18 protein-coding genes and 2 tRNA genes are annotated in these 25,454 nt (G+C 66.3%); 11 read left to right on the top strand and 9 right to left on the bottom strand.

The features are described 5' to 3' along the window. Nucleotides 1-29 precede the first annotated feature (29 nt). The 7 genes from LDO22_RS05765 to ilvD all read right to left on the bottom strand — a co-directional run bounded on the left by LDO22_RS05765 (nt 30) and on the right by ilvD (nt 11,081). Nucleotides 30-785, bottom strand: coding sequence for an ATP-binding cassette domain-containing protein (locus tag LDO22_RS05765; protein ID WP_159631700.1), 756 nt, complete (start codon nt 783-785; stop codon nt 30-32). Beyond that, entirely contained in the window at nt 782-3,580 is a 2,799-nt protein-coding gene (locus LDO22_RS05770) for an FtsX-like permease family protein (RefSeq protein WP_224026431.1), read from the bottom strand. The genes LDO22_RS05765 and LDO22_RS05770 overlap by 4 nt, the downstream gene beginning before the upstream one ends. A gap of 216 nt (nt 3,581-3,796) precedes the next feature. Beyond that, nucleotides 3,797-5,386: a phosphoglycerate dehydrogenase gene (serA, locus tag LDO22_RS05775; protein WP_224026432.1), complete on the bottom strand. Its 1,590-nt coding sequence runs from the start codon at nt 5,384-5,386 to the stop codon at nt 3,797-3,799. A 125-nt stretch (nt 5,387-5,511) separates the two neighbouring features. Beyond that, nucleotides 5,512-6,537, bottom strand: a complete 1,026-nt coding sequence (gene ilvC / locus LDO22_RS05780) for a ketol-acid reductoisomerase (protein WP_159631698.1) — start codon at nt 6,535-6,537, stop codon at nt 5,512-5,514. Nucleotides 6,538-6,622: 85 nt separating this feature from the next. Next, nucleotides 6,623-7,135 (bottom strand): acetolactate synthase small subunit, encoded by a 513-nt coding sequence (gene ilvN / locus LDO22_RS05785; RefSeq protein ID WP_141160110.1) that lies wholly within the window; start codon nt 7,133-7,135, stop codon nt 6,623-6,625. 2 nt (nt 7,136-7,137) lie between these two features. Then, a complete protein-coding gene (locus tag LDO22_RS05790; protein WP_159631697.1) occupies nt 7,138-9,045 on the bottom strand; it encodes an acetolactate synthase large subunit in 1,908 nt (635 codons plus the stop codon). A 314-nt stretch (nt 9,046-9,359) separates the two neighbouring features. Continuing rightward, a complete protein-coding gene (gene ilvD, locus LDO22_RS05795) occupies nt 9,360-11,081 on the bottom strand; it encodes a dihydroxy-acid dehydratase (RefSeq protein WP_159631696.1) in 1,722 nt (573 codons plus the stop codon). Between the two features lie 258 nt (nt 11,082-11,339). Here ilvD and LDO22_RS05800 point away from each other — a divergent pair, with 258 nt between their 5' ends. The 3 genes from LDO22_RS05800 (at nt 11,340) to LDO22_RS05810 (ending at nt 13,819) form a co-directional block, all read left to right on the top strand. Beyond that, nucleotides 11,340-12,476 (top strand): hypothetical protein, encoded by a 1,137-nt coding sequence (locus LDO22_RS05800; RefSeq protein WP_224026433.1) that lies wholly within the window; start codon nt 11,340-11,342, stop codon nt 12,474-12,476. Then, on the top strand, nt 12,430-13,629 hold the full coding sequence (locus tag LDO22_RS05805; protein ID WP_224026434.1) for a PQQ-dependent sugar dehydrogenase: 1,200 nt from the start codon (nt 12,430-12,432) through the stop codon (nt 13,627-13,629). The genes LDO22_RS05800 and LDO22_RS05805 overlap by 47 nt, the downstream gene beginning before the upstream one ends. A gap of 114 nt (nt 13,630-13,743) precedes the next feature. Continuing rightward, nucleotides 13,744-13,819, top strand: a tRNA-Lys gene (locus tag LDO22_RS05810). A 206-nt stretch (nt 13,820-14,025) separates the two neighbouring features. On the opposite strand, the gene LDO22_RS05815 is transcribed toward LDO22_RS05810, so the two are convergent. Then, complete coding sequence (locus LDO22_RS05815; protein WP_159635391.1) at nt 14,026-14,484, bottom strand: MarR family transcriptional regulator; 459 nt, start codon at nt 14,482-14,484, stop codon at nt 14,026-14,028. A 96-nt stretch (nt 14,485-14,580) separates the two neighbouring features. Between LDO22_RS05815 and bcp the strand changes: the two genes are divergently transcribed. From bcp to LDO22_RS05855, 8 genes are all read left to right on the top strand, one after another. Further along, nucleotides 14,581-15,054, top strand: a complete 474-nt coding sequence (bcp, locus tag LDO22_RS05820; RefSeq protein ID WP_224026435.1) for a thioredoxin-dependent thiol peroxidase — start codon at nt 14,581-14,583, stop codon at nt 15,052-15,054. Nucleotides 15,055-15,150: 96 nt separating this feature from the next. Beyond that, nucleotides 15,151-15,232, top strand: a tRNA-Leu gene (locus LDO22_RS05825). 234 nt (nt 15,233-15,466) lie between these two features. Beyond that, nucleotides 15,467-16,159 (top strand): fasciclin domain-containing protein, encoded by a 693-nt coding sequence (locus LDO22_RS05830; protein WP_159631693.1) that lies wholly within the window; start codon nt 15,467-15,469, stop codon nt 16,157-16,159. Nucleotides 16,160-16,322: 163 nt separating this feature from the next. Beyond that, nucleotides 16,323-17,990 (top strand): ABC transporter substrate-binding protein, encoded by a 1,668-nt coding sequence (locus LDO22_RS05835; protein WP_224026436.1) that lies wholly within the window; start codon nt 16,323-16,325, stop codon nt 17,988-17,990. Between the two features lie 79 nt (nt 17,991-18,069). Continuing rightward, nucleotides 18,070-19,572: a malate:quinone oxidoreductase gene (locus tag LDO22_RS05840; RefSeq protein ID WP_224026437.1), complete on the top strand. Its 1,503-nt coding sequence runs from the start codon at nt 18,070-18,072 to the stop codon at nt 19,570-19,572. A 69-nt stretch (nt 19,573-19,641) separates the two neighbouring features. Further along, a complete protein-coding gene (locus LDO22_RS05845; RefSeq protein ID WP_224026438.1) occupies nt 19,642-22,872 on the top strand; it encodes an efflux RND transporter permease subunit in 3,231 nt (1,076 codons plus the stop codon). A 190-nt stretch (nt 22,873-23,062) separates the two neighbouring features. After that, nucleotides 23,063-24,172 (top strand): LLM class flavin-dependent oxidoreductase, encoded by a 1,110-nt coding sequence (locus LDO22_RS05850; RefSeq protein WP_224026439.1) that lies wholly within the window; start codon nt 23,063-23,065, stop codon nt 24,170-24,172. Beyond that, nucleotides 24,172-24,633 (top strand): MarR family transcriptional regulator, encoded by a 462-nt coding sequence (locus LDO22_RS05855; protein WP_224026440.1) that lies wholly within the window; start codon nt 24,172-24,174, stop codon nt 24,631-24,633. Before LDO22_RS05850 ends, LDO22_RS05855 begins: the two co-directional genes overlap by 1 nt. Here LDO22_RS05855 and LDO22_RS05860 read toward each other — a convergent pair. Continuing rightward, complete coding sequence (locus LDO22_RS05860; RefSeq protein ID WP_224026441.1) at nt 24,630-25,436, bottom strand: transglutaminase family protein; 807 nt, start codon at nt 25,434-25,436, stop codon at nt 24,630-24,632. The genes LDO22_RS05855 and LDO22_RS05860 overlap by 4 nt on opposite strands. Nucleotides 25,437-25,454: the final 18 nt, after the last annotated feature.

Below are 25,454 nucleotides of genomic sequence, written 5' to 3' on the forward strand. Positions count from 1 at the left end.
CGGTTACCTTCGGTGCGTAAGGGGGCGGACTAGATCAGTTCTGTCAGGGTATCGCTCAGACGCACCAGTTCGTGGTCGTGCGAGGCCACCAGGACGGCGATGCCGTCGGAGGTGGTGTCCTTCAGGATGCTGATGATGCGGTTGGCGGAGGCACGGTCCAGGGAGGCGGTGGGCTCATCCACCACCAGCACCCTGGTGCCGAGGATCAGTGCCCGGGCGATGGCCACGCGCTGGCGTTCACCGCCGGACAGCTGGGCGGGGCGGTGCCGCATGCGGCGGCCCAGGCCCACCAGGTCCAGCAGGTCCTTGGCCATGTCCCGCCGCTGCTCCACTTCGCCGTCCGGAACGGCGGGCAGGAGGACGTTCTCCAGGGCGCTCATGCCGTCGATCAGGGCGCCGCCCTGGTCCACGTAACCGATCAGGGCACGACGGCGGTCGGCGATTTCGTCGTCGCCCATGCTTTCGAGCGAATCACCTTCCCAGAACACCCGGCCCGACGTCGGCAGGGTAAGTCCCGCGCCGACGGTCAGGATGCTGGTCTTGCCGGAGCCGCTTCGGCCGGCGACGCAGTGCATCTCACCGGCGTGCAGGGTCAGGTCGAAGCCTTCCACCACGCTGACGGCCTCGGCGCCGCCCTTGCCGCCGCCATAGCGGATGGTGATGTCGCGCATCTCCAGCGGCGTGGCGTGGTCGGCCGACTTGACGATGGTGTTGGCCCGGGTCTGCAGGGGGACCTCGTTGGAGCCGCTCCTGCGGCTGCGCTGGACGTTCGTCGGGTTTGTCATTGGACCACTTTCGTTGCAATCGGTATCCAGCAAATTACAGCCACCAGCCCGGCCACGGCAGCCCAGATGGCTGCATAGGGGGCCAGCAGCAGGCCGATGCCCAGGGCGCCCAGCACGCCCAGCGGCAGGGCCACGGTTCCCACCAGTGCGTTTTCGAACAACCGGACCTGGCGGAGCATGTCCGGGTTCCAGCCCATGGCCTGGAGGATGCCAAGGTACTGCCGTTTGGCATTGAGCTCGAACCGGCCCGTCACCAGGGTCAGCACCAGCCCCACGGCCACGCCGGCAAGTGCCAGCAGGATGCTGGGCAGCGTCACGCTCGCTGCGGCCAGCCCGCTCAGGGCGCTCGCACCGGCGGCGCGCGGAATGTCGATCAGCAGGGCGATCAGGCCGCCGACCGCGGCACCGAAGACACCAACCGCGACAGCCAGGGACAAGGTGTTGAACTTGTTGGTGCTCAGCTGCCGGTTGGCGAACGTCAGTGGCGAGTCGACCGGAATGAGGCGTTCGTCGTGCTGCGGTTCCTGGTCAATGACGTCGCGGTGCCGGAGCTGCCGGGCGGCAAACAGGGCCGCAGCGCAGTAGAGCACCAGGACGGCGGCGCACACCAGGGCGGTGGCCAGGCTCCAGCTCAGCAGGCTCAGCACGATGCCTGCTGCGGCGAGCAGCACGGCGCCGACGCCGAATTCCTCCAGCACCCAGCTGCGGATCCGCCGCTGGGTCCAGCCCATGGCCCGCAGTGTTCCGGCCTCGCTGCGGCGTTTGCGGATGTAGCTCACGGTCGATGCGCCCGTCAGGAGGGCGGCCCCGCACAGCGTCAGGAAGAGCAGGGTGATGTTGGTCCCGGAAAGAGCTCCGGCCACGGCTTCGGCGGCGTTCTGCCGGACCCAGGACTGCTGGACCGTGCCGAGGGCCGATTCCTTGCCGGCACCGTCCTTGGAGTAGCCCGGAACGAAGATGCTGGTGTCCTCACGGGCTGAGCCGGCCACCACGGTGGCGTCCAGGCCCATGTCCCGGATTTCGGCGGCAAGCTTCTCCACCTCGGGCTGGGCGTCCTTCCAGCTGCCCGGCGCCTTGGCGCGGACGCGGACGGCGTCGATGACGGCGGCGTTCTGCTTGTAGCCACGCGCTGCGGCGAGTCCGTAGTAGTCGGTGATGGCACCGGCGGACTGGCTGGCCAGGCCGGTGGCACTGAGTGATGGCTTCAGTTCCGCCGCCGGCACGTCCTTGCCGGCCGCGTCCTTCTCCAGGGTGAACGGCGTGGGGTCGTACCCGCCAAGCGGAAGCTTGTTGACGTCACCGGAGGCCGCCTCCACGGCGGCGGGGTCGAACGTTCCGTAGACCATGGGCAGCGGCGTAGCGGCCTGCTGCTGGCCGGTGGGCAGGTTGTCCCGGTAGGACCGCTCGTCCACGGGGTCGCGCTGGGTCTGGTCAACGGGAGCGCCGTTGGCGGCCTTGTCCGGCAGCCGGTTGACGGTGACCCATTCGCCGGGAACGGCGGTCTTGTCCACGGCGCCGTTGGCTGCCGTGTCACCGTCCGTGTACTTGGGGGCACCGGCAAAGTTCGTGCTCCACTTGGCCGGCGTGTACAGGCCGGGGTTGAAGTTCCCGTTGCTGCCCAGCAGGGACGAGTGGTCCGTAGAGCCAGGCCAGGACAACACGAAGGGGTCCTTGGAAACGAAGGGCAGGTAGTCCTTGCCCAGGGACTTCGAAACGGTCCCGATGTCCTTGACTACCTTGCCGGCGTCGTCAATTTCCTCGATCTTGACGTTGTACTTAAGGTCCAGTGACGTACCGGAGCGGACAATCAGCGGAACTGCCTGCGAGCCGCTGGTCAGCTGGCCGGCGCGCTTGGCCTGCTGGTACTGGGTCATCAAGGGGGCCCAGTACTTGAGCTTGACGCCCAGGAAGTCCGGCCCTTCCTTGAGCTGGTCCATGCTGATGCCCTTGGTGAAGAGCCCTTCGAGGTAGCGGCCCACGGCGCCTGCGTCCCGTGCATCAGCGGGCGGCGCCTTCTCCAGCGGAGCAAGGAAATCACCGGCGGAGCCGAGCAGTGCCCGTTCGGCGGCAGGGTCGACGGCGACGACGGACTCGGTGACCTCAGGGGCCAGCGGCAAGGCCACGGAGAGGTTGAAGAGGTTGTGCTCGGAGCCGCCGGCGGGGGCGGGGAACTTGATGCCGGTCTCCCCTTGCGCCGGGGCGATGCGGATGCTGCTGCCGCCCTGTGCCTTTTCCTCCACGAGGCGGGCCTTGCCCAGGCTGCCCTCGGCCGTGGTCTTGAAGAGCGTCTGTTCGGAGTGTCCGTCGGAGCTCACGGCGCTGGCGGTCAGGCGGTACTTCTTGGCAGCATCGGTCAGCACCGATTCGGCGGCTGGCCACTTGTCCGGGGCGGTGGCGCCGGCAGCCTGGTCCGCCGTGGCGGTGCCTGCCAGCCCGGCGTTGTAGCCGAGGTAGTCCATGGCGTCGAGGCGGGGGGTCTCAAGGTTCTGGGTGACGCGGGAGACCAGGCTGATGGGGGCCGCCACGGACGTGCCGGACAGCTTCCTGATGGAGTCCAGTTGGTCAAAGCCGATGCCGCCCGCGCCGTTGGCGATCTCGGGCTGCAGCAGCGCCCCGGAGGGCGCCTTCGCCTGGACCAGGATGTCGTAGAGCCCCCTCGAATTTTCATTGACCGTCCGGTTGAGCGCAGCCTGTGACTGGCTTTGGACGACGACCGACAAGCACATGGCTGCGATCAAGATGGCCGCGGTCAACAGCAGCACCCTGCTTCTGATGAACCTCTGGACGGCGTTCATGGAACTCCCTGAAACCTGGATTGCGTGCGCGCACATCCATCCCCCGGGCAGACGTGGGCAATGACGGACGGATGTGCAAAAGGTATTGGCCGGTCTGCCGGCTATGGCCCTGAATCAGGACGTAGCCATTGTAAGCAGACCGGCCAATCATACGTGGCTCCGCACGGACGTACCCTGCGGAGGAGCGGCTTTCGGCGTTTCGGCCGGTGTGTCGCGTTAGTCTTCCAGGTCCACTTCCCGGACCATCTCAGCGCCGATGCCGGCCTTGATGGCGTCCAGCACCTGCTGGGGAACGGAGCTGTCGATGGTGAGCAGGGCCAGGACCTGGCCGCCCTCGTTGGAGCGGGCCACCTGCATGCCGGCAATGTTGATGTTGTTCATGCCCAGGATGTGGCCGATGGTTCCGATGACGCCGGGGCGGTCGGTGTAGGCAACCACCACAAGGTGCTCGCTGATGGGGATTTCCACCTCGAAGCCGTTGATGCCCACGAGCTTCTCGATCTGCTTGGGGCCGGTCAGGGTGCCGGCCACGGAGATCTGGCTGCCGTCGCTGAGGGCGCCGCGCAGGGTCAGGACATTGCGGTAGGACTCGGTCTCCGGCGTGGTGATGAGGCGGACGTTGATGCCGCGCTGCTCGGCGATGACCGGGGCGTTGACGTAGGAAACCTGTTCGGTCACGACGTCGGCGAAGATGCCCTTCAGCGCCGCAAGTTCCAGCACCTTGACATCGAGGGAGGAGATTTCGCCGGCGACTTCAACGTCGAACTGCGTCAGGGACGCGTGGGTCAGCGCGGTGAAGATGCGGCCGAGCTTCTCGATCAGCGGGATGCCCGGACGGACGTCGGGGGCAATGACGCCGCCGGCGACGTTGACGGCATCCGGGACCAGCTCTCCCGCGAGGGCAAGGCGGACGGACTTGGCCACGGAGACGCCGGCCTTTTCCTGGGCTTCGTCGGTGGAGGCGCCCAGGTGCGGGGTGACCACCACGTTGTCGAGCTTGAAGAACGGCAGGTCGGTGCTGGGTTCCTTGGCGAAGACGTCCACGCCCGCGCCGGCGATTTCGCCGTCCTGCAGGGCCGTGAAGAGCGCTTCTTCGTCAACGAGGCCGCCGCGGGCCACGTTGACCACGTAGGCGGTGGACTTCATCTTCTTGAATGCGTCCGCACCAAGCATGCCCACGGTCTCGGGGGTCTTGGGCATGTGGATAGTGATGAAGTCGGACTGGGCCAGGAGCTCTTCCAGGGTGACCAGCTGCACGCCGAGCTGCGCGGCGCGGGCCGAGGTGATGTAGGGGTCGTAGGCCAGGATCTTGGTGTCGAAGCCCTTGAGGCGGGCGGCCACCAGGGCGCCGATGCGGCCCAGGCCGATGATGCCGATCTTCTTTTCGAACAGTTCGATGCCGGTGTACTTGGAGCGCTTCCATTCGCCGTCCTTGAGGGCGGCGCTGGCCTGCGGGATGTGGCGGGCCAGGCTGAGGATGTGCCCCACGGTGAGTTCCGCGGCGGACACGATGTTGGACGTGGGGGCGTTGACCACCATCACGCCGGCCTGGGTGGCGGCCTTGATGTCCACGTTGTCCAGGCCGACGCCGGCGCGGGCGATGACCTTCAGGTTCTTGGCCGCGGCGATCGCTTCGGCGTCCACCTGGGTGGCGGAGCGGACCAGGATGGCATCCACGTCGCTGATCGCCGAGAGCAGCTGGGAACGGTCGGCGCCGTCGGTCTGTCGGATTTCAAAGTCCGGGCCAAGGGCCTCGACGGTGGCGGGGGAAAGTTCTTCGGCGAGCAGTACTACGGGTTTTGACACGGCTGATCCTCTGCGTTGCAGTCCTGGGGATGGAAACAAGTCTAGGCCGACGGAAAGGCCGGGCTCACATTGTTAAGTGTGAACCCGGCCTCACCATTGGGGTCTATGCGGTTGCGCTGGCAGCCTTAGCGGGCTGCGGAGCCTTCCACGTAGTCCACGTCCTGCTGCTGCCAGGAGAACAGGGAACGCAGTTCGCGGCCGACAGCCTCGATGGGGTGCTGCTCAGCCTTGGCGCGCAGTTCCTTGAACTCGACGGCGCCGTTGTCCTGGTCTTCGATGAAGCGCTTGGCGAATGCACCGGACTGGATGTCGGCCAGGACGGCCTTCATGTTTTCCTTCACCTCGGGGGTGATGACGCGGGGGCCGGAGACGTAGTCGCCGTACTCTGCGGTGTCGGAGACGCTCCAGCGCTGCTTGGCGATGCCGCCCTCCCACATGAGGTCGACGATGAGCTTGAGCTCGTGCAGCACCTCGAAGTAGGCGATCTGCGGCTGGTAGCCGGCCTCGGTCAGGGTCTCGAAGCCGTACTGGACCAGCTGGGAAACGCCGCCGCAGAGAACGGCCTGCTCGCCGAAGAGGTCGGTTTCGGTCTCTTCGGTGAAGGTGGTCTTGATGACGCCGGCGCGGGTGCCGCCGATGGCCTTGGCGTAGGACTTGGCCAGCTCCCAGGCGTTGCCCGATGCGTCCTGTTCGACGGCGATGATGTCCGGGATGCCGCGGCCGGCTTCGAACTCGCGGCGCACGGTGTGGCCCGGAGCCTTCGGGGCCACCAGGATGACGTCAACGCCTTCCGGTGCCTTGATGTAGCCGAAGCGGATGTTGAAGCCGTGGGCGAAGGCCAGGGCCTTGCCGGCGGTCAGCTTGTCCTTGATGGAGTCGTTGTAGATGGCGCGCTGGTGTTGGTCCGGCGCGAGGATCATGATGACGTCGGCCCATTCGGCAGCGTCGGCAACGTTCTTGACCGTGAAGCCGGCGTCCTCGGCCTTGGCGGTGGACTTGGAGCCGTCCTTCAGGGCGATGACGACCTCGACGCCGGAATCGCGCAGGTTCAGCGCGTGGGCGTGGCCCTGGGAACCGTAGCCAACGATGGCAACCTTGCGGCCCTGGATGATCGACAGGTCGGCGTCATCGTCGTAGAACATTTCAGTCACTTGCGTAACTCCTCTTGAGTGGTTGTAGATAGTGGTCTTGCGGTGCTGCGGTTACGGGCGCGTGGTCTCGCCTGGACGCAAACGCCTAGGCGGAGCGGAGCGCCCGGTCACTCATGGAGCGGGATCCCCGTCCAACGGCCAGGGTGCCGGACTGCACAATTTCGCGGATGCCGAAGGGCTCCAGCACTGAGAGCAGGGCTGTGAGCTTTTCGGGGTGGCCGGTGGCCTCGATGACGACGGAGTCGGTGGACACGTCGACCACTGAGGCACGGAACAGGTCTGCGGCCTGGGTTACCTGCAGGCGTGTTGCGGCATCCGCACGTACCTTGACCAGGATGTGGTCGCGCTGTACGGAAGATTCTGGGGTCAGCTCAACGATCTTGATGACGTTGACCAGTTTGTTGAGCTGCTTGGTGACCTGCTCGATGAGGTCGCCGTCGGCGTCGACCACCACCGTCATGCGGGACACGCCCGGCACTTCGGTGGGGCCCACGGCCAGGGAGTTGATGTTGAAGGCGCGGCGGGCAAAGAGGCTGGCCACGCGGGTCAGGACGCCGGGCTTGTCCTCAACCAGGACGGAAAGTGTGTGGCGGGTCATGCTCAGTCTTCCTCTTCCCATTCCGGGGTCATGTTGCGGGCAACCTGGATCTGGTCGTTGCTCACGCCGGCGGGCACCATTGGCCACACCATGGAGTTGGGGCTCACCACGAAGTCGATGACCACGGGGCGGTCGTTGATTTCGAGGGCCTTCTGGATCGTGGCATCGATGTCTTCTTCGCGTTCAACACGGAACGACGCGCAGCCATAGGCCTCCCCCAGCTTGACGAAGTCCGGGATGCGGACCGTGTCATGGCCGGTGTTGAGGTCGGTGTTGGAGTAGCGGCCCTCGTAGAAGAGGGTCTGCCACTGGCGCACCATGCCCAGCGAGGAGTTATTGATGACAGCTACCTTGATGGGGATCTTGTTGATGGCGCAGGTGGCCAGTTCCTGGTTGGTCATCTGGAAGCAGCCGTCGCCGTCGATGGCCCAGACCACGCGGTCCGGGTTGCCCACCTTGGCGCCCATGGCTGCCGGGACGGCGTATCCCATGGTGCCGGCGCCGCCGGAGTTCAGCCAGGCGTGCGGCCGCTCGTACTTGATGAACTGGGCGGCCCACATCTGGTGCTGGCCCACGCCGGCCACATACACGCCCTCGGGCCCGGTCAGTTCGCCGATCCGCTTGATGACCTTCTGCGGTGCGATCAGGCCGTCGTCCGGTTCCGTCCAGCCCAGCGGGTAGGTTTCCTTGAGATTGTTCAGGAAGGCCCACCACGTGGTGAGGTCCGGGGTACCGGAAGCATCGAACTGGCTGCGCACGGCCTCGGTCAGTTCCGGGATGATCTCCTTGACCGACCCGACGATGGGCACATCAGCGGTGCGGTTCTTCGAGATTTCGGCAGGATCGATGTCGGCGTGGATGACCTTGGCGTTGGGCGCAAAGGTCTTCAGCACCCCGGTGACGCGGTCATCGAAGCGGGCGCCGAGCGTGATCAGCAGGTCTGACTGCTGCAGGGCCGTGACGGCGGAGACGCTGCCGTGCATGCCGGGCATGCCGACGTGCTGCGGGTGGGAGTCCGGGAACGCGCCTTTGGCCATCAGGGTGGTCACCACCGGAGCGCCGGTGGCTTCGGCGAGGGCCAGCAGCTCGGCCGAGGCGTGCGCCTTGACCACGCCGCCGCCCACGTACAGCACAGGCTTGGTGGATGCGGCAATGAGCTTGGCCGCTTCGCGGACCTGCTTGTTGTGCCCGCGGGTCACCGGCCGGTAGCCCGGCAGGTCGATCTTCGGCGGCCAGGAGAAGGTCATCTGGCCCACCTGGGCATCCTTGGCAACATCCACCAGCACGGGGCCGGGACGGCCGGTGGAGGCCAGGTGGAAGGCCTCTGCCATGACGTGCGGGATGTCGTTGGGGTCGGTCACCAGGAAGGAGTGCTTGGTGATGGGCATCGTGATACCCACGATGTCGGCTTCCTGGAACGCGTCGGTGCCGATCACGCCGCTGGATACCTGGCCGGTGATGGCCACCAGGGGCACGGAGTCCATGTGGGCATCCATGATGGCGGTAACGAGGTTGGTGGCGCCGGGGCCCGAGGTGGCGATGCAGACGCCCACCCGCCCGGTGACCATGGCGTAGCCTTGCGCGGCGTGGCCGGCTCCCTGTTCGTGACGGACCAGCACGTGGTTCATGGTGGAGGCCATCAGGGGGTCGTAGGTGGGCAGGATCGCGCCACCAGGCAAACCGAAAATGTCGTCGACGCCGAGTTCTTCGAGCGAGCGGACGATTGCTTGCGAGCCGGTCATCACCGTCGGGGGTACGACGTTGTTCGGCCCAAGGACAGGAGAGACGGCAGCAAGGTCGGCGACGACGGCGGCATGGTCAGCCGTCCGGTCGGCGCGTTCCGGAGCCTTGGGGGCTCCAGCGGACTTGGTGGCCATCAGCGAGGGGCTGATGGGCGATCCTTTGCTCATCGGACTCTTCCTTGTGGATCTTCTCTGGTTCTGGAACTGGTTTGGAACGGTGGGAATAAAAAAACCCCTCGGCCTGGCGGCTTGGTGAGGGGTTTGCGCGTGACTGTTCGTTACCAGGGGCTAATGTGCCACGCGCTTGGTAAGGACGACGACGACGGTGCCGGCGGTAACGAAAGTCATGCGTTCAGTTTTCCCTCTTGGCAAGATGGGTGTCAACGAGCAACAACCCTATCTCACCATGTGGACTCCGTTGTCCACCCTTTGATCCTATCCCGCCGGATGGGGCGGGCCGCACCGCATCCGTTGCGAACGGATCACACGCCGGTGTAGGCGCCTTGGCTGGCGCTGTGGACCAGCTTCGCGTACTTGGCGAGCACGCCCTTGGTGTACCGGGCGGGCAGCGGCTCCCAGCCCACCTTGCGGGCCTCAAGCTCAGCGTCATCCACCAGCAGGTCGAAGCTGCGCGCTGCGATGTCCACGCGGATCCGGTCACCGTCCTTCACGAAGGCGATGGGGCCGCCGTCGACCGCTTCCGGCGCCACGTGGCCGATGCACAGCCCGGTGGTGCCGCCGGAGAAGCGTCCGTCCGTCAGCAGCAGGACGTCCTTGCCGAGTCCCGCGCCCTTGATGGCGCCGGTGATGGCGAGCATTTCGCGCATGCCCGGTCCGCCCTTGGGACCTTCGTAGCGGATGACGACGACGTCGCCGGCCTTGATCTCCCCCTTGTCCAGGGCGTCCAAAGCGCCCTGCTCGCGCTCGAAGACGCGGGCGGTGCCCTCGAAGACGTCGGCGTCGAAGCCGGCACTTTTCACGACCGCGCCTTCCGGAGCCATCGAGCCGTGCAGGATGGTGATGCCGCCGGTCTTGTGGATCGGGTTGTCGAGTGCGCGCAGGATCTTGCCGTCGACGTCCGGCGGGTTGATGGCCGCGAGGTTCTCCGCGACGGTCTTGCCCGTGACGGTGAGGCAGTCGCCGTGCAGCAGCCCGGCGTCGAGCAGTGCCTTCATGATGACCGGCACGCCGCCGATCCTGTCGACGTCGGTCATGACGTAGCGGCCGAACGGCTTGAGGTCACCCAGGTGCGGGATCCTGTCCCCGATGCGGTTGAAGTCGTCCAGGGTGAGTTCCACCTCTGCCTCGCGGGCAATCGCCAGCAGGTGCAGGACGGCGTTGGTGGAGCCGCCGAAGGCCATGGTGACGGCGATGGCGTTCTCGAACGCCTCCCTGGTCATGATGTCGCGGGCCGTGATGCCCAGGCGCAGCAGGTTGACCACCGCTTCGCCGGACTTGCGCGCGAACTCATCACGACGGCGGTCTGCCGAGGGCGGTGCGGCAGAGCCGGGGAGTGACATGCCCAGGGCCTCCCCGATGCAGGCCATGGTGTTGGCCGTGTACATGCCGCCGCAGGCACCTTCACCCGGGCAGATGGCCTTTTCAATGCGGGTGAGGTCCTCCATGCTCATCTTGCCGGCAGCGCAGGCGCCCACCGCTTCGAAAGCGTCAATGAGGGTGACTTCCTTTTCGGAGCCGTCCTCGAGCTTGACCCAGCCGGGCATGATGGACCCCGCGTAGAGAAAGACGCTGGCAAGGTCCAGCCGGGCGGCGGCCATGAGCATCCCGGGCAGGGATTTGTCGCAGCCGGCCAGCAGGACGGAGCCATCAATCCGCTCGGCCTGCATGACGGTTTCCACGGAGTCGGCGATGACCTCGCGGGAGACCAGTGAGAAGTGCATGCCTTCGTGGCCCATGGAGATGCCGTCGGACACCGAGATGGTGCCGAACTGCATGGGGAAACCGCCGCCCGCGTGGACGCCTTCCTTGGCGCCCTGCGCCAGCCGGTTCAGCGAAAGGTTGCAGGGGGTGATCTCGTTCCAGGAACTTGCGACGCCCACCTGGGGCTTGGCGAAGTCGTCATCGCCCATTCCGACGGCCCGGAACATGCCGCGGGCGGGCGCCGCGTGGATGCCGTCGGTGACGACGCGGCTGCGGGGCTTGATGTCCGGCGTGCTTCCGGTTGTGGTCTGGGCGTCACTCATAGGGGAAAGTCTAGGGCTCGGATGCTGCCTGAACGACCTCCCGTGGCCGGATCCGGCGAAAATCCCGAAAGATCCCGGACCAACCAGAGGATGGGGATCTCATACTGTGAGACCCGGACGACGTTGCGTTCCACGGCAGCGCTCCGGCCGGTGTTTTCAGCGGGCCTGTCCGGCGTGCCGCGGCATCTCTGGACAGCAGTGGTGACCCGACGTAGCGTCGGGGACAGGACACCCGCCACCCGTAGAGAAGGGCCTGCCATGGACATTGTTTTCTGGATCATCCTCATAGCCGTCGTCGCCGTCATCATTTGGTGGCTGGTCAACCGCAACAAGTCTGCCAACGCGCCGGGTGGATCATCAGCCGGCGCGACGACTGACCGGCCCCGCGCCGATGGAGCCCTCGAAGGGGGCAGCGCCGCCGCGTCGGCCGCGGCCGCCGGGACCACCGGCATTCCAACAGCAGCCGGATTCGGAAAAGCCGCAGAACCGGCAGCGCCCGCCACAGCCGAAGAGCCGGCCGACTCGTCCGCCACGGCCTCGCCGGCGGCCGGGACCTCCACTCCCGCGTCCAGTGAGGCATCCGGCGAGGCAGGCCACGGCGCTTCCGGCACCGGGATGCCCGCCAGCGCCACCGGACACGACGAACAACGGTCGCAGGACCTGGATGCAGACCAGGCCGAATGGGAAACCCAGTGGTCCGAGGCCGGCTCCGGGTCCCGGTCCGGCTCCTCCGTTGCCGGTGGGGCGGCAGCCGCCCAAGAGGTCGCGCCCCACCCCGGGACCAGTCCGGATGCACCATCCGGACAAGCAGCCGCAGCGGCGACCCGCCCCGTCCACCACGACGAATACACGGCCCCCCATGCCCCCACACTTCCCGGCGCCGAAACAGCCGCAGTGGAGGGCGTGGACGACGGCGGCACGGCAGCCGGCGGGCAGGCGCCCCAGCACCTGGCGGACGGATACGGCGCAGCAGACCAGCACGAGCCCGCGCCGGTCTCCGGCGGCAGCCTCGGCGACGCCGGCGATGCCGAAACGCTGGAGCGCGCCCAGTCCTCCGCACTGGTGGAAAACGGCGCGGACCACCACCAGCCGTCCGGCCAGGGACAGGACGCCGTTCAGGGATTGACGCAGGGATCCGCACCCGGCCATGGCACCACTGCCGCCGAGCCTGCCGGACACCTTGCAGCCGATGAGCCCTACGGCGCGGGCTCGGCTGCACCCGGCCCCGACGGCAGCGGACCGGCGGACTACACGGTCAAGGGCGATGCCGCCGCAATGGTCTACTACGAAGAAGGACATCCGGACTATGAGCAGACCCGGGCGGAAGTCTGGTTCGAATCTGCCGCGCATGCGGAGGCCGCAGGCTTCCGCGCTCCACGGCGCAGACGGCTCTAGCAGGAGGAAGGCCCGCCGCATTGCGGCGGGCCTTCCGTGCCTTGCCCTGTTCCTGGTGCTGGCCGCCTGCACGGGCACGCCGGGGCCGCCTGCACCAGGCACAAACCCTGCCGCCGCGGGCACCCCGCCGGGAGCCGCCGTCGCCAGCTCCGCTCCCCCGGCCACCGAATCCGCCGGCACAGCCCCTGTCCATGCCCCACCCGCTGTGCAGGAACGGTTGGAGCTGCAGTTGGACACGCCCTGGGCGGCGGTCTTCCTCCCCGACGGCACCGCCGTCATTTCCGAGCGCGGGACCGCACTGCTGAAGGCCGTTCGGGACGGCGCCGCCCCAACACTGGGGAAGGTGCCCGACGTGGCGCCCGCAGGAGAAGGAGGCCTGCTGGGCCTGGCGCTTTCGCCGCATTTTGAGGCTGACCACTCCCTCTATGCCTACACGACCACCGGGGAGGACAACCGGGTGGTCCGGCTTACCGTCGAACGCGGCGCTGATGGTTCACTGACGCTGGGCCGGCCGCAGACCGTCTTTACGGGAATACCCAAAGCCGGCACCCACAACGGAGGCAGGATCCGGTTCGGCCCGGACGGGTTCCTGTATGTGGGCACCGGCGACGCCCAGCGCCGCGAGCAGGCCCAGGACCCCGCCGCCCTGGGCGGGAAGATCCTTCGGCTCACTCCGGACGGCGCCCCCGCGCCCGGCAACCCGTTCGGGAACGCCGTCTACAGCCTTGGCCACCGGAACGTCCAGGGCCTGGCGTGGGACGAAGCAGGCCGGCTCTGGTCCACCGAGTTCGGACCGGACGTGGACGACGAGCTGAACCTGATCCTGCCCGGCGCCAATTACGGATGGCCGGACGTCACCGGGGCACCGCACCGCGCCGGCTTCGAGGACGCAAAAGTCGTCTGGCCCTCCACCCGTGAGTCCTCCCCCAGCGGGCTGGAAATATCCGGCGGTACCGCCTACCTGGGTGCGCTCAGGGGCGAACGGCTCTGGACCGTGCCGCTCAAGGGAACAGACACCGGGCAACCTGTGGCCTATTTCACAGGTCAATACGGCCGGATCCGGGACGTCATCCGGGCACCCAACGGCAGCCTATGGATGCTCACGAACGGCAAAAACCCTGATTTTGCGCTGATTTTGCGGCTCCCACAGTGAATCAGGAACCCACTGGAGCGCCGATTTCACTTGCACCAAAAGTTCGTGTAGAGTTTCATGTCGTTGCGGAGATCAACGGGAAAGAAAAAGCCCGGGGATGGAAGCAAAAAAGATGCACCTCTAGCTCAATTGGCAGAGCAATTGACTCTTAATCAATGGGTTCCGGGTTCAAGTCCCGGGGGGTGCACCACTGGGAAAACAGCCTCCGGTTTGTGGAAACACAGACCGGGGGCTGTTTTGTTATGTGCCCCGATCATCGATTGCTCCGTACTTGTCTTTATCAGGGCTCAAAACGGCAAGTACGGAGCAATCGATGGTGCCGGGCACAAAAAAGCGCGGCCCTGGTTCTTCCAAACCAGGGCCGCGCTTTCCTGACGCTGCCTGCAGCGTCAACGGTTACTTGGCGACGTTGTCCATAAGGGCTCCGGCGTTGCTGGGCGTCGTGGAGAACTGGCTGGCCAGCTCCCGGACCACAGCTTTGAGTTCCTGGCGGAGCAGCTCAGGGTCGATTGACGCCGATGCCAGGACCGAGCGCTCCATCTCAACAGCCTGGGCAACGGCTTCCTTGCCCTGCTCGGTCAGCGACACCACGTGGCTCCTACGGTCCGAGGTGCTGCGCACCCGGGCAATGTGGCCGTGGGACTCAAGGCGGCTGAGGGTCTTGCCCATGGTCTGGGCCTGTACGCGGACGTACTGGGCAAGCTGGGCCTGGGTCATGGGCCCTTGCGCGGCAAGGACCTCGATGGCGATAACACCGGCATGGGTGAGGCCGATGGCGCCGAGTTTTTCGTTCCAGGAGTGCTCAACGAGTCGCGCAGCAGTGGACAGAAGGCGCCCTGTGGGCCAGTGATCCATATCAGGCATAGCAGCCAGTATAGCCAAATGCCGATTAGCACTCGTTCCACCTGCTTACTAGGCTGTTGTGTCCCGCCCGCAACAAGGAGAAAAACAATGGCTGAAAGACTCGTTACCGGCGACAAGGCACCGGCTTTCACCCTGCAGGATTCCACCGGCAAGGACGTCAGCCTGGCTCCCCGGCCTGGCCGCTCCACCATCGTCTACTTCTACCCGGCCGCCTCCACTCCGGGCTGCACCAAGGAGGCGTGCGACTTCCGGGACAGCCTTGCCTCCCTGCAGGCCGCCGGCTACGACGTCCTGGGGATCTCCCCCGACCCCGTGGAGAAGCTGGCAAAATTCGCGGACAAGGAGTCCTTGACGTTCCCGCTGCTTTCGGATGCCGACCATGCCGTGGCCGGGGCCTACGGCGCCTGGGGCGAAAAGAAGAACTACGGCAAGACGTACGAGGGCCTGATCCGGTCCACCATCGTGGTGGACCCGGACGGCAAGGTGGCACTGGCCCAGTACAACGTCCGGGCCACGGGCCACGTGGCCAAGCTTCGGCGGGACCTGAACCTGGACGCCTGACCCGGCCGGGGCCTGCCGGGGACACCGCCCGGCGCAACGCTACAATGGACTCTGGCATCCGGCGTCGAACGCTTGGCGTTCCCGTCAGGAAGCCGCGCGCGAGTGGTGAAATTGGCAGACACGCAGGATTTAGGTTCCTGTGCCTTCGGGCGTGGGGGTTCAAGTCCCCCCTTGCGCACACTGGGAATCCCCCGGCTCCGGCCGGGGGATTCCTGCGTTAAGCGCCCGGCGGTCCTGCCGGCTGGTTAGTGCCCCGAATCGAAAAACTCCAAAGATCCACCCATCCATTGCTGCCCACCGGCCGAATAGCCATTGAGACACCAGCCAAGGGCAGGTGCCCACCCCCCAGGCAGGCTGCACACCACGAACACACAGTCCGCAGTCGGCAGCAATCGATCCAAGGAGAACCACAATGCAGACCTTCAAGCGCACCACTTTCACCGTCGCAGGCGTTGCAGCAGCTGCTCTGCTCAGCCTCACCGCGTGCGGCGGTTCCGGCAGCACCTCCGGCTCCTCGGCCTCCTCCGCGCCGATGTCATCGGCGCCCAGCTCCAGCATGGCGTCCCCGTCCTCAAGCGCAATGGCCAGCTCCTCGGCGGGCACCATGGACCCGGCAGCAAACCTGGTTGGTCCCGGCTGCGCCGCCTACGCCAAGCAGGTTCCCACCGGTGCGGGTTCCGTGGAGGGCATGGCCCTTGACCCGGTCGCCGTCGCAGCCTCCAACAACCCCATCCTGACCACGCTTACCGCGGCAGTTTCCGGCAAGCTGAACCCCAAGGTTGACCTGGTGGACACGCTCAACGGTGGCGAGTTCACCGTGTTCGCACCGGTGGACGACGCCTTCAAGAAGATCGACCCCGCCACCATCGAAACGCTGAAGACGGACGATGCGCTGCTGAGCAAGATCCTCACCTACCACGTAGTCCCCGGCCAGATCACCCCGGACAAGATCGCCGGCACGCACGCCACGGTTGAGGGCGGCTCCGTCACGGTGACCGGCAGCGGCGACAACCTTAAGGTGGACAACGCCAACGTGGTCTGCGGCGGCGTCAAGACCAAGAACGCGACGGTCTACCTGATCGACTCGGTCCTCATGCCCAAGTAGGCCCTCTCTCCGCCCCCCAACACAGGGCCGGGTCCGCCAATAGACCGGCGGACCCGGCCCTGGCGCGTCATGTGCCAGCCTGGGGCCGGCCGCAAGCCCCGTCCTCTAGACTGGTCCCGGCCCGCAAGCGGCGGAGACGGCAGCATCCAGAGGTGATAAACGAGTGCCCAGCAGTACATCGCGGCGGACGGTCATCAAGGCCGGCGCCGTCCTCATGGCGCTGGGCGTGACGTCGTGCACGGGCATGCCGTCCCCCTCCCCCACGTCCGGCACTCCCAGTTCCCCTCCGGCCGAGCCCCAAGCCACCTTCAATTTCGGCACCGCGGCCCAGCCCCTGGGCCTGGACCCGGCCCTGTCCAACGACGTGGAATCCCAGCGCATCACCCGCCAGATCCTCGAAGGCCTGGTGGGCGTGGACCAGACCACCGGCAAACCCACGCCGCTGCTGGCAACCGAATGGAACGAGTCCAACGAGGGCCGGACCTACACTTTCAAGCTCCGCACCGGGGTCACCTTCCAGGACGGCACCCCGTTTAACGCCGACGCCGTCTGCGCCAACTTCAACCGCTGGTTTGCCTTCCCTGCCGAGCTGCGGAAGCAGGCTCCCGGCAGCTCCTTCAAGGGCGTGTTCAAGGCCCACTCCGACGAGCCCGGACTTTCGATTTTCAAGAGCTGTACCGCGGTGGCACCGGACACGGTACAGATCGACCTCACCCAGCGATTCACTGCCTTCCTCCAGGCACTGACCCTCCCGGCCTTCGCGATCGCATCCCCGGCCGCCCTGGCCTCGGGTAAAGCGGACGTCCTGGACCAGAACCGGGGCGGCCAGGCCATGTCGGCCTTCGCCACGAATCCGGTCGGCACCGGGCCCTTCACGCTTGCCGCCTGGGGCACCGCCAACGTCACCCTCGCCAGCAACAAGACCTACTGGGGCGACCGCGGCCAGATCGCCACCATCAACTTCCTGGCCTACAACCACCCCCAGACCCGCCTCCAGGCGCTGCTGGACGGCACGATCGACGGCTACGACGCCGTCACCGTGGGAAACTTCGACCAGTTGGTCAAGCGAGGCAAACAGATCGTGCAGCGCGACCCGTTCTCCGTGATGTATGTGGGCATCAACCAGGACATCCCGATACTCCAGAACCAGAAGATCCGGCAGGCGGTGGAGCTTGCCATCGACAAGGAAACGTTGATCCGGAAGTTCTTTATCGACAACACCGCCAAGGCCACGCAGTTTGTCCCGCCCAAGATCAGCGGCTTCAACAATGACGCGCCGGAACTTGGACACGATCCGGCCAAGGCCAAGGACTACCTCAAAGAGGGCGGCTACGCGGGCGAGGAACTGAAGTTCTACTACCCCTTGAACGTCACCCGGCCGTACCTGCCCACCCCTGAAAAGGTCTATGCCGAGCTCAGCCGCCAGCTCACCGCCGTCGGCTTCAACATCCGGCCCGTGCCGGTTGACTGGTCGGACGGCTACCTGCAGAAGGTCCAGTCGGCCGGCGACCATGCCCTCCACATCCTTGGCTGGAACGGCTCGTACTCCGACGCCGACAACTTCGTGGGCCCCCTCTTCGGGGAGAAGAACGGCGAGTTCGGGTACCAAGATCCCCAGGTCTTTTCAAAGATCAACCGTGCACGGGGGCTCCCTGACGGGAAAGAGCGGGATGAGCTTTATCACACCATCAACGCCCAGATCGCCGCGACGGTACCGGCGGTTCCCATCGCCTTCCCCATCTCCGCACTTGCCCTGTCAGACCGCGTGCTCAGCTACCCGGCTTCACCGGTCTTAAACGAAGTTTTCACGAAGGTCCAGCTAAAGCCTTGACGGCCCGGGCCAATTTCAGTATGCGGGCCGCGCGGGGATATTCTGTGACAGCCAGAGCCGCTGCAATCGGAGACTGATCGTGACCTTCATTTCCAAGACCCCACACGCCGACGTTGTCCTGATAGGCGGCGGCATCATGAGCGCCACGCTGGGGGCATTCCTCAAGCAGCTGGAGCCGGACTGGACCATTTCCCTGTTTGAGCGGCTGGACCAGCCTGGCCTCGAAAGCTCGGACCCCTGGAACAACGCAGGAACGGGCCACGCCGCCCTTTGCGAACTCAACTACTCGCCCGCAGCCAAAGACGGCTCCGTCAGCCCGAACAAGGCACTGCTCATCAACGAACAGTTCCAGCTCTCCCGCCAGTTCTGGTCCCACCTGGTGGACAACAACCTCATCGGTTCCCCCAAGGGCTTCATCAACACCGTCCCGCACATGAGCTTCGTGATCGGCGAAGACCACACCAGGTTCCTGAAGACCCGGTACGAGGCACTGAAGCCGCACCCCCTGTTCCGGAGCATGGAGTACTCCGAGGACCACGCCCAGATCGCCAAGTGGGCACCGCTGATCGTCAAGGGCCGCGACCCCCAGCAGCGTATTGCCGCCACCCGCGCCGCCGAGGGCACCGATGTGGACTTCGGCGCACTCACCCGCGAGCTGACCAGCTACCTGGGGAACAACGGCGTCGAAATCAACTACGGCCACGATGTCACCGGGATCTCCCGCGCCTCCGACGGCGGCTGGGACCTGACGCTGAAGCACCCCCGGTCAGGGGAACACGGCAAGATCCACGCCAAGTTCGTCTTCGTCGGCGCCGGCGGCGGTGCCCTGCACCTGCTCCAGGCCTCCGGCATCCCGGAAAGCAAGGGCTATGGCGGATTCCCGGTCTCCGGCCAGTTCTTCCGCTGCACGGACGAAACCATCGCCGCCCAGCACAGCGCCAAGGTCTACGGCCAGGCCTCCGTGGGCGCGCCGCCGATGTCCGTTCCGCACCTGGACACCCGCTACGTCAACGGGAAGCGTTCGCTCCTGTTCGGCCCGTACGCAGGCTTCTCCACCAACTTCCTGAAGAACGGCTCCTACCTGGACCTGCCCTTGTCCATCCGCCCCGGCAACATCATTCCGATGCTGGCCGTGGCCAAGGACAACATGGACCTCACGGCCTACCTGGTCAAGGAAGTGGTCAAGCGCCACGACCAGAAGGTCGAGGCGCTGCGCGAGTACTACCCCGAGGCAAAGGGCGGGGACTGGGAACTCATCACCGCCGGCCAGCGTGTACAGATCATCAAGAAAGACCCGCAAAAGGGCGGCATCCTCCAGTTCGGTACTGAAGTGATTGCCGGCCGTGACGGCTCCATCGGTGCGCTCCTGGGCGCTTCGCCGGGGGCGTCGACCGCTGTCCCCATCATGATCGAGCTGCTCCAGAAGACGTTCCCCAAGAACTTCAAGGGCTGGCAGTCCAAGCTCAAGGACATGATGCCCGGCTACGGGGTGAAGCTGGATGAGAATCCTGACCTTGCCGCGGAGCTGGAACGGGCAACGGCCGCGTCCCTCCAGCTGGAGAGTGTTTCCGCCAGCCACTGACCCTGCCGGGGCCAGCGGCTGGCACCCCCAGGGCTTGTACCAGTCACTTAGACCCCCAGGAGACCGCCCATGTTCCGGTTGGCGCACCTTTCCCTGGCGAACCGGGCCCTGATCGCGCTGATCACCGTCTTCGCCTCGGTCTTCGGCGTGATCACCATGTCGTCGCTGAAGCAGGAACTCATTCCCTCGATTGAGTTCCCGCAGATCACAGTGCTCACCTCCATGCCGGGTGCGTCGCCCGAAGTGGTGGACAAGCAGGTCAGCGGTCCGCTGGAAAAGGCGCTGAACGGCGTGGAGGGGCTGGAATCCACCTCCTCCACGTCGCGGACCGGCGTCTCCCAGATCACCATGGTGTTCACCTACGGATCGAACCTGGACCGGGCCCGGAACCAGATCGACCGGGCCATTTCCAATGCCAAGCGGACGCTGCCCAGCGACGTCCAGCCGCAGGCCATCGCCGGAAGCATCAGCGACTTCCCGATTGTTTTCCTCGCCGTCTCCTCGGACAAGCCACTCAGTGAACTGAACGCGGACCTCCAGCGCCTCAGCGTGCCCAGGCTGCAGAAGATCGACGGCGTCCGCAGCGCCGACGTCACGGGCGGCGCCTCCCAGCACATCGAGATCCTCCCCCGCACCGACGCCATGGCGGCGGCGGGGGCAGGCGTCACGGCCATCCGCGACGCCCTGTCCAACAACGGCGCGCTGATCCCTGCCGGAACACTCGAGGACCAGGGCAAGACCCTCTCGCTGCAGATCGGCAGCCCCGTCGATTCCCTCGATGCCATCAAGGCCCTGCCCCTTTCCGGCTCCAAGAACGCGGCGACCATCGGCTCCGTGGCCGATGTTTCCCTCAAGGACGACGAGCGCACCTCCATCACCCGCACCAACGGCGCCGAGACGCTGGCCGTCTCCGTGACCAAGAAACCCGAGGGTGACACGGTGGCGATCTCCCACGCGGTGCGGGACGCCCTGAATGAACTCGAGACGGAACTGGGTTCGAACGCCAAGTTCACCCCCGTCTTCGACCAGGCGCCGTTCATCGAAAAGTCCATCAAGGACCTCACCACGGAAGGCCTGCTGGGGCTGGGGTTCGCCGTCGCCGTCATCCTGCTCTTCCTGATGTCTGCCCGGTCCACCCTGGTCACGGCGGTCTCCATTCCCCTGTCCCTGCTGATCACGTTCATCGGCCTGTCAGCCACCGGCTACTCACTGAACATCCTGACGCTGGGCGCCCTCACCATCGCGATCGGGCGGGTGGTGGACGACTCGATCGTGGTCATCGAAAACATCAAGCGGCACCTCAGCTACGGCGAGGAAAAGTCGACGGCGATCCTCACCGCCATCAGGGAGGTGGCCGGCGCCATCACCGCCTCCACCCTGACCACGGTGGCGGTGTTCCTGCCCATCGCGTTTGTCGGTGAACTGGCCGGTGAACTGTTCCGGCCGTTCGCCCTGACAGTCACCATGGCCCTGCTGGCGTCGCTGCTGGTATCCCTGACCATCGTTCCGGTGCTGGCCTACTGGTTCCTGAAGAACCCCAAGGGCGGCCCCGCCGGCGCGGCCGCAGGATCCCCCGAGGCGCGGCGCATTGCCGATGAGGCCAAGGCAAGGGCCCACGACGCCGAGCAGCGCAGCCGGCTGCAGCGCGGCTACCTTCCCATCCTCCGGTCCACGCAGAAGCACCCCGTCATCACCCTGGTGGCGGCTGTCCTGGTGCTCGGAGCCACCGGTGCCATGACCCCGCTGCTGGCCACCAACCTCCTGGGAAATTCCGGGCAAAACAGCCTGACTGTGCGCCAGGTACTGCCGGCCGGAACCAGCCTGGCCGACACCAGTGCCGCCGCCATCCGCCTCGAAGGGGTCCTCCGCGGCATCGACGGCATCAAGGATGTCCAGGTCACGTCCGGCAACGCCCAGGCAGGCTTCGCCGCACTGACCTCCACCGGCTCCTCCAACTCGACGTTCACGGTGGTGACCGACGAAAAGGCCAACCAGGAACGGCTCCAGGACACTGTGCGCTCGGAGCTTGCGAAGGTCCCCGATGCCGGAAAGATCTCCGTAGGCACCCAGCAGGGCGGGTTCGGCACCTCGTCCACCGTCGACATCACGCTGAAGGCTGCCACCAGCGCCGACCTGCAGTCGGCCAGCGACACCATGGTGGCCGCCATGACGGGCGTCCCCGGGACCAGCGAGGTGGCCAGCAACCTTGCTGCCAGCAACCCCGTGGTGCAGGTCAAGGTGGACCGGGCCAAAGCCGCGGCCGCCGGCCTGAACGAGGAACAGGTGGCCGGCGTCCTGGCCTCCACCATCAGCCCCATCCCGGCCGGCACGGTCCGGATCGACACCAACGACTTCCCCGTCCGGATCGGCCAGGGCACCAAGTTCACCAGCATCGATGCCGTCCGCAACATCCCGCTTCCGGCGGGCGGCCGGCCGGTGACGCTGGGAAGCATCGCGGCCGTGGAGCAGGTGGACGTCCCCGTCTCCATCACTGCCAGCAACGGTGAGCGCACCGCCAAGGTGTCCATCACGCCGTCGGGCTCCAACCTGGGCGCAGTGAACACCGAAGTCCAAAAGCGCCTGACCGACGTCCAGCTGCCGCCGGGAGTCACCGCCACCATCGGTGGCGCCACCACCCAGCAGGCAGAATCCTTCCGGCAACTGGGCCTGGCCCTGCTGGCAGCCATCGCCATCGTGTACGTGATCATGGTGGCCACCTTCAAGTCACTCATCCAGCCGCTGATCCTGCTGGTCTCGGTTCCGTTCGCGGCCACCGGTGCCGTGGCCCTACTGCTGCTCACGGGCGTGCCGCTGGGCCTGCCGTCGCTCATCGGCATGCTGATGCTCGTGGGCATCGTCGTCACCAACGCCATCGTGCTGATCGACCTGATCAACCAGTACCGGCAGCCACGCGACGGCCGGCCGGGCATGAACGTGGCGGACGCCATCACGAACGGCGCCCGGCAGCGGCTCCGGCCCATCCTCATGACGGCACTTGCCACGGTCTTTGCCCTGACCCCCATGGCCCTGGGCCTCACGGGCGGCGGCGGATTCATTTCCCAGCCGCTGGCGGTGGTGGTCATCGGCGGCCTGGTGTCCTCCACGGCGCTGACCCTGATCCTGGTTCCGGTGCTCTACCGCCTGGTGGAAGGCCGGCGCGAGAAGAAGGCGCTGCTGCGGGACCTGCAGGCCCGCCCGGAACCCGGGCCCGGTGCGGACATCGACGCCGAATTCAGGGATTGGACCACCGGCCAGGTCCCCAAAGTCAGCGGCCGCCGGGCAGCGCCCGGCGCCGGATAAGGCCCAACGCTGCAGCGATGCCCGTACCAGATCCTGGTGCGGGCATCGCTGCGTTCCAGGGCATGGCACGGAAGCAGGGGCCGGGAATAATCCGCGGGACATGGTGTTACAGAAGGCAATAGATGCAAATGCATCTAAATTGGTCTACACTGGAACCAAGCCAGCAAGTCCAGGAACGGAAAGGCACGTCATGCAGATCGGTGTATTCAGCGTCAGCGACATCACCACGGACCCCACCACGGGCCGCACCCCCACCGAACACGAGCGCATCAAAGCCTCGGTGGCCATTGCCAAAAAGGTCGAGGAAATCGGCATGGATGTCTACGCCATCGGCGAGCACCACAACCGGCCTTTCTTTTCCTCCTCCCCCACCACCACCCTGGCGTACATCGCAGCCCAGACCGAACGCATCATTCTCTCCACGGCCACCACGCTGATCACCACCAATGACCCGGTGAAGATCGCCGAGGACTTCGCCATGCTTCAGCACTTGTCCGACGGCCGCGTCGACCTGGTCCTGGGCCGCGGCAACACCGCGCCGGTCTACCCGTGGTTCGGCAAGAACATCCAGGACGGCGTGGAACTGGCCATCGAGAACTACAGCCTCCTGCGCAAGCTGTGGGATGAGGACACTGTGAACTGGTCCGGCAAGTTCCGCACCCCGCTGCAGAACTTCACCTCCACCCCGCGCCCGCTCGACGGCGTGGCCCCCTTCGTGTGGCACGGTTCCATCCGCACGCCGCAGATCGCCGAGGTGGCCGCCTACTTTGGTGACGGTTTCTTCGCCAACAACATTTTCTGGCCCAAGGAGCACTACCAGCAGCTGATCGGCCTCTACCGGGAGCGGTACGAGCACTACGGCCACGGCAAGGCGGACCAGGCGATCGTGGGACTCGGCGGCCAGTTCTTCATGCGCAAGAACTCCCAGGATGCGGTGAAGGAATTCCGCCCGTACTTCGACAACGCCCCCGTCTACGGCCACGGCCCGTCCCTGGAGGACTTCACCTCGCAGACACCGCTGACCGTGGGGAGCCCCCAGGAAGTCATCGAAAAGACCCTGGCCTTCCGCGAGTACTTCGGCGACTACCAGCGCCAGCTGTTCCTGATCGACCACGCCGGCCTGCCGCTGAAGACCGTCCTGGAGCAGCTGGACCTCTTCGGTGAGGAAGTGCTGCCGGTCCTGCGCAGGGAGTACGCAGCCCTTAAGCCCGCCCACGTTCCGGAGCCGCCCACCCACGCAGGACGCGTGGCCGCCCTGCTGGCGTCACAGGACGCCGGCAAAGCCACCCCGGTGGCGTAATGGCTGCGGGAGGATCGGAATCGCCGGTGCGGCTGGCGGCGGAAACCTGGGAATCGCTGTTCCGGGCGCAGGTGGCTGTCATGCGGAAGCTGCAGTCCGGACCGGCGTTCCGGAAGCTTGCGGTGAACGAATACGACGTCCTGTTCACGCTCTCCCGCTGCCCGTCCGGCTGGCTGCGGCTCAACGAGCTCAACGACAACGTCCTGTTGAGCCAGTCAAGCCTCAGCCGGCTGGTGGAGCGGCTCGAAAAGCGGGGACTGGTGGCCCGGATGCCGGCGCCGGAGGACGGCCGCGGCGTGCTGCTCAAGCTGACGGACGAGGGCCGGGAACTGCAGAAGGAGATCGGCCGCGAGCACGTGCGGGACATCTCGGCCCTGGTGGGCCCCGCACTGACGGCCGCTGAGCAGAAGGAACTCATGCGGCTTACCGACAAGCTGCGGAACTCGCTGGGGAAGCGCTAGCCCAGCTGCACGAGCCGGGCGGGGTCCTCTGCCGGCAGGTCCCCGTCCACCACGGCGGTCACGCGCAGCTGGTTCAACACCAGGCTGCCGCCCACCGTGGAAAGGAAGGCCGTGTCGGACGAGTCCCGGCCCGCAGTGATGCGCAGCATCGACTCCCGCGGGGCAAGCCCCGTGGGGTCGATGACGTGCCAGGCACCCTCCACATAGGCTTCCGCCACGGCGTGGAAATCCATGGGATTCAAGCCGGGGGCGTAAACAGCCGTGAGGCGGGCGGGGATGTCCTTGGACCGCAGCAGGGCAATGGCCAGGTGCGCGAAGTCCCGGCAGACCCCGCGCCTGCTCAGGAGCGTCTCCACCGCGCCATCCGTGCCACGGGAGGAGCCGCTGATGTACCGCAGTTCGCCATTGACCCACTCGCGGACCGCATGCACCAGGTCGGCCCCGTGGACCCCGCCGAATTCCGCGTAGGCGGTCGGCAGCAGCCGGTCCGACTCGGCATACCGGCTGGGACGCACGTAGCGGATGCGGTCGGCCAGGCACGCCTCCTCGGGCACGGCGCGGCCGGTCACCGTGGCCGAATATTCCACCGTGACTTCGGCAGGCTCGGCGAACTCCATGTAGTGGAACCGGCCGCCGTGGTGGTCCGAAATTTCCGTCAGGGGAACCTCCGCACCCCCGGCCGTCACGGACAGGGATTCGTCAAAGGATGAGTAGCCGCTGTTCCTCGCCACGGCAATGGCCATGGCCACCTTGGTGTTGGCGATTGTCTTGAAGGCCAGGCGTGCGGAAACAGAGCGTTCCATGAATCTCCGGGGGTGTTG

This window comes from Arthrobacter sp. NicSoilC5 (assembly GCF_019977395.1).
GTDB lineage: Bacteria > Actinomycetota > Actinomycetes > Actinomycetales > Micrococcaceae > Arthrobacter.

Coding starts and splice junctions, on each gene's coding strand:
- LDO22_RS05765 (WP_159631700.1), bottom strand. CDS start 785: ATGACAAACCCGACGAACGTCCAGCGCAGCCGCAGGAGCGGCTCCAAC.
- LDO22_RS05770 (WP_224026431.1), bottom strand. CDS start 3,580: ATGAACGCCGTCCAGAGGTTCATCAGAAGCAGGGTGCTGCTGTTGACC.
- ilvN (WP_141160110.1), bottom strand. CDS start 7,135: ATGACCCGCCACACACTTTCCGTCCTGGTTGAGGACAAGCCCGGCGTC.
- LDO22_RS05790 (WP_159631697.1), bottom strand. CDS start 9,045: ATGAGCAAAGGATCGCCCATCAGCCCCTCGCTGATGGCCACCAAGTCC.
- ilvD (WP_159631696.1), bottom strand. CDS start 11,081: ATGAGTGACGCCCAGACCACAACCGGAAGCACGCCGGACATCAAGCCC.
- LDO22_RS05800 (WP_224026433.1), top strand. CDS start 11,340: ATGGACATTGTTTTCTGGATCATCCTCATAGCCGTCGTCGCCGTCATC.
- LDO22_RS05805 (WP_224026434.1), top strand. CDS start 12,430: ATGCGGAGGCCGCAGGCTTCCGCGCTCCACGGCGCAGACGGCTCTAGC.
- LDO22_RS05815 (WP_159635391.1), bottom strand. CDS start 14,484: ATGGATCACTGGCCCACAGGGCGCCTTCTGTCCACTGCTGCGCGACTC.
- bcp (WP_224026435.1), top strand. CDS start 14,581: ATGGCTGAAAGACTCGTTACCGGCGACAAGGCACCGGCTTTCACCCTG.
- LDO22_RS05830 (WP_159631693.1), top strand. CDS start 15,467: ATGCAGACCTTCAAGCGCACCACTTTCACCGTCGCAGGCGTTGCAGCA.
- LDO22_RS05845 (WP_224026438.1), top strand. CDS start 19,642: ATGTTCCGGTTGGCGCACCTTTCCCTGGCGAACCGGGCCCTGATCGCG.
- LDO22_RS05850 (WP_224026439.1), top strand. CDS start 23,063: ATGCAGATCGGTGTATTCAGCGTCAGCGACATCACCACGGACCCCACC.
- LDO22_RS05855 (WP_224026440.1), top strand. CDS start 24,172: ATGGCTGCGGGAGGATCGGAATCGCCGGTGCGGCTGGCGGCGGAAACC.
- LDO22_RS05860 (WP_224026441.1), bottom strand. CDS start 25,436: ATGGAACGCTCTGTTTCCGCACGCCTGGCCTTCAAGACAATCGCCAAC.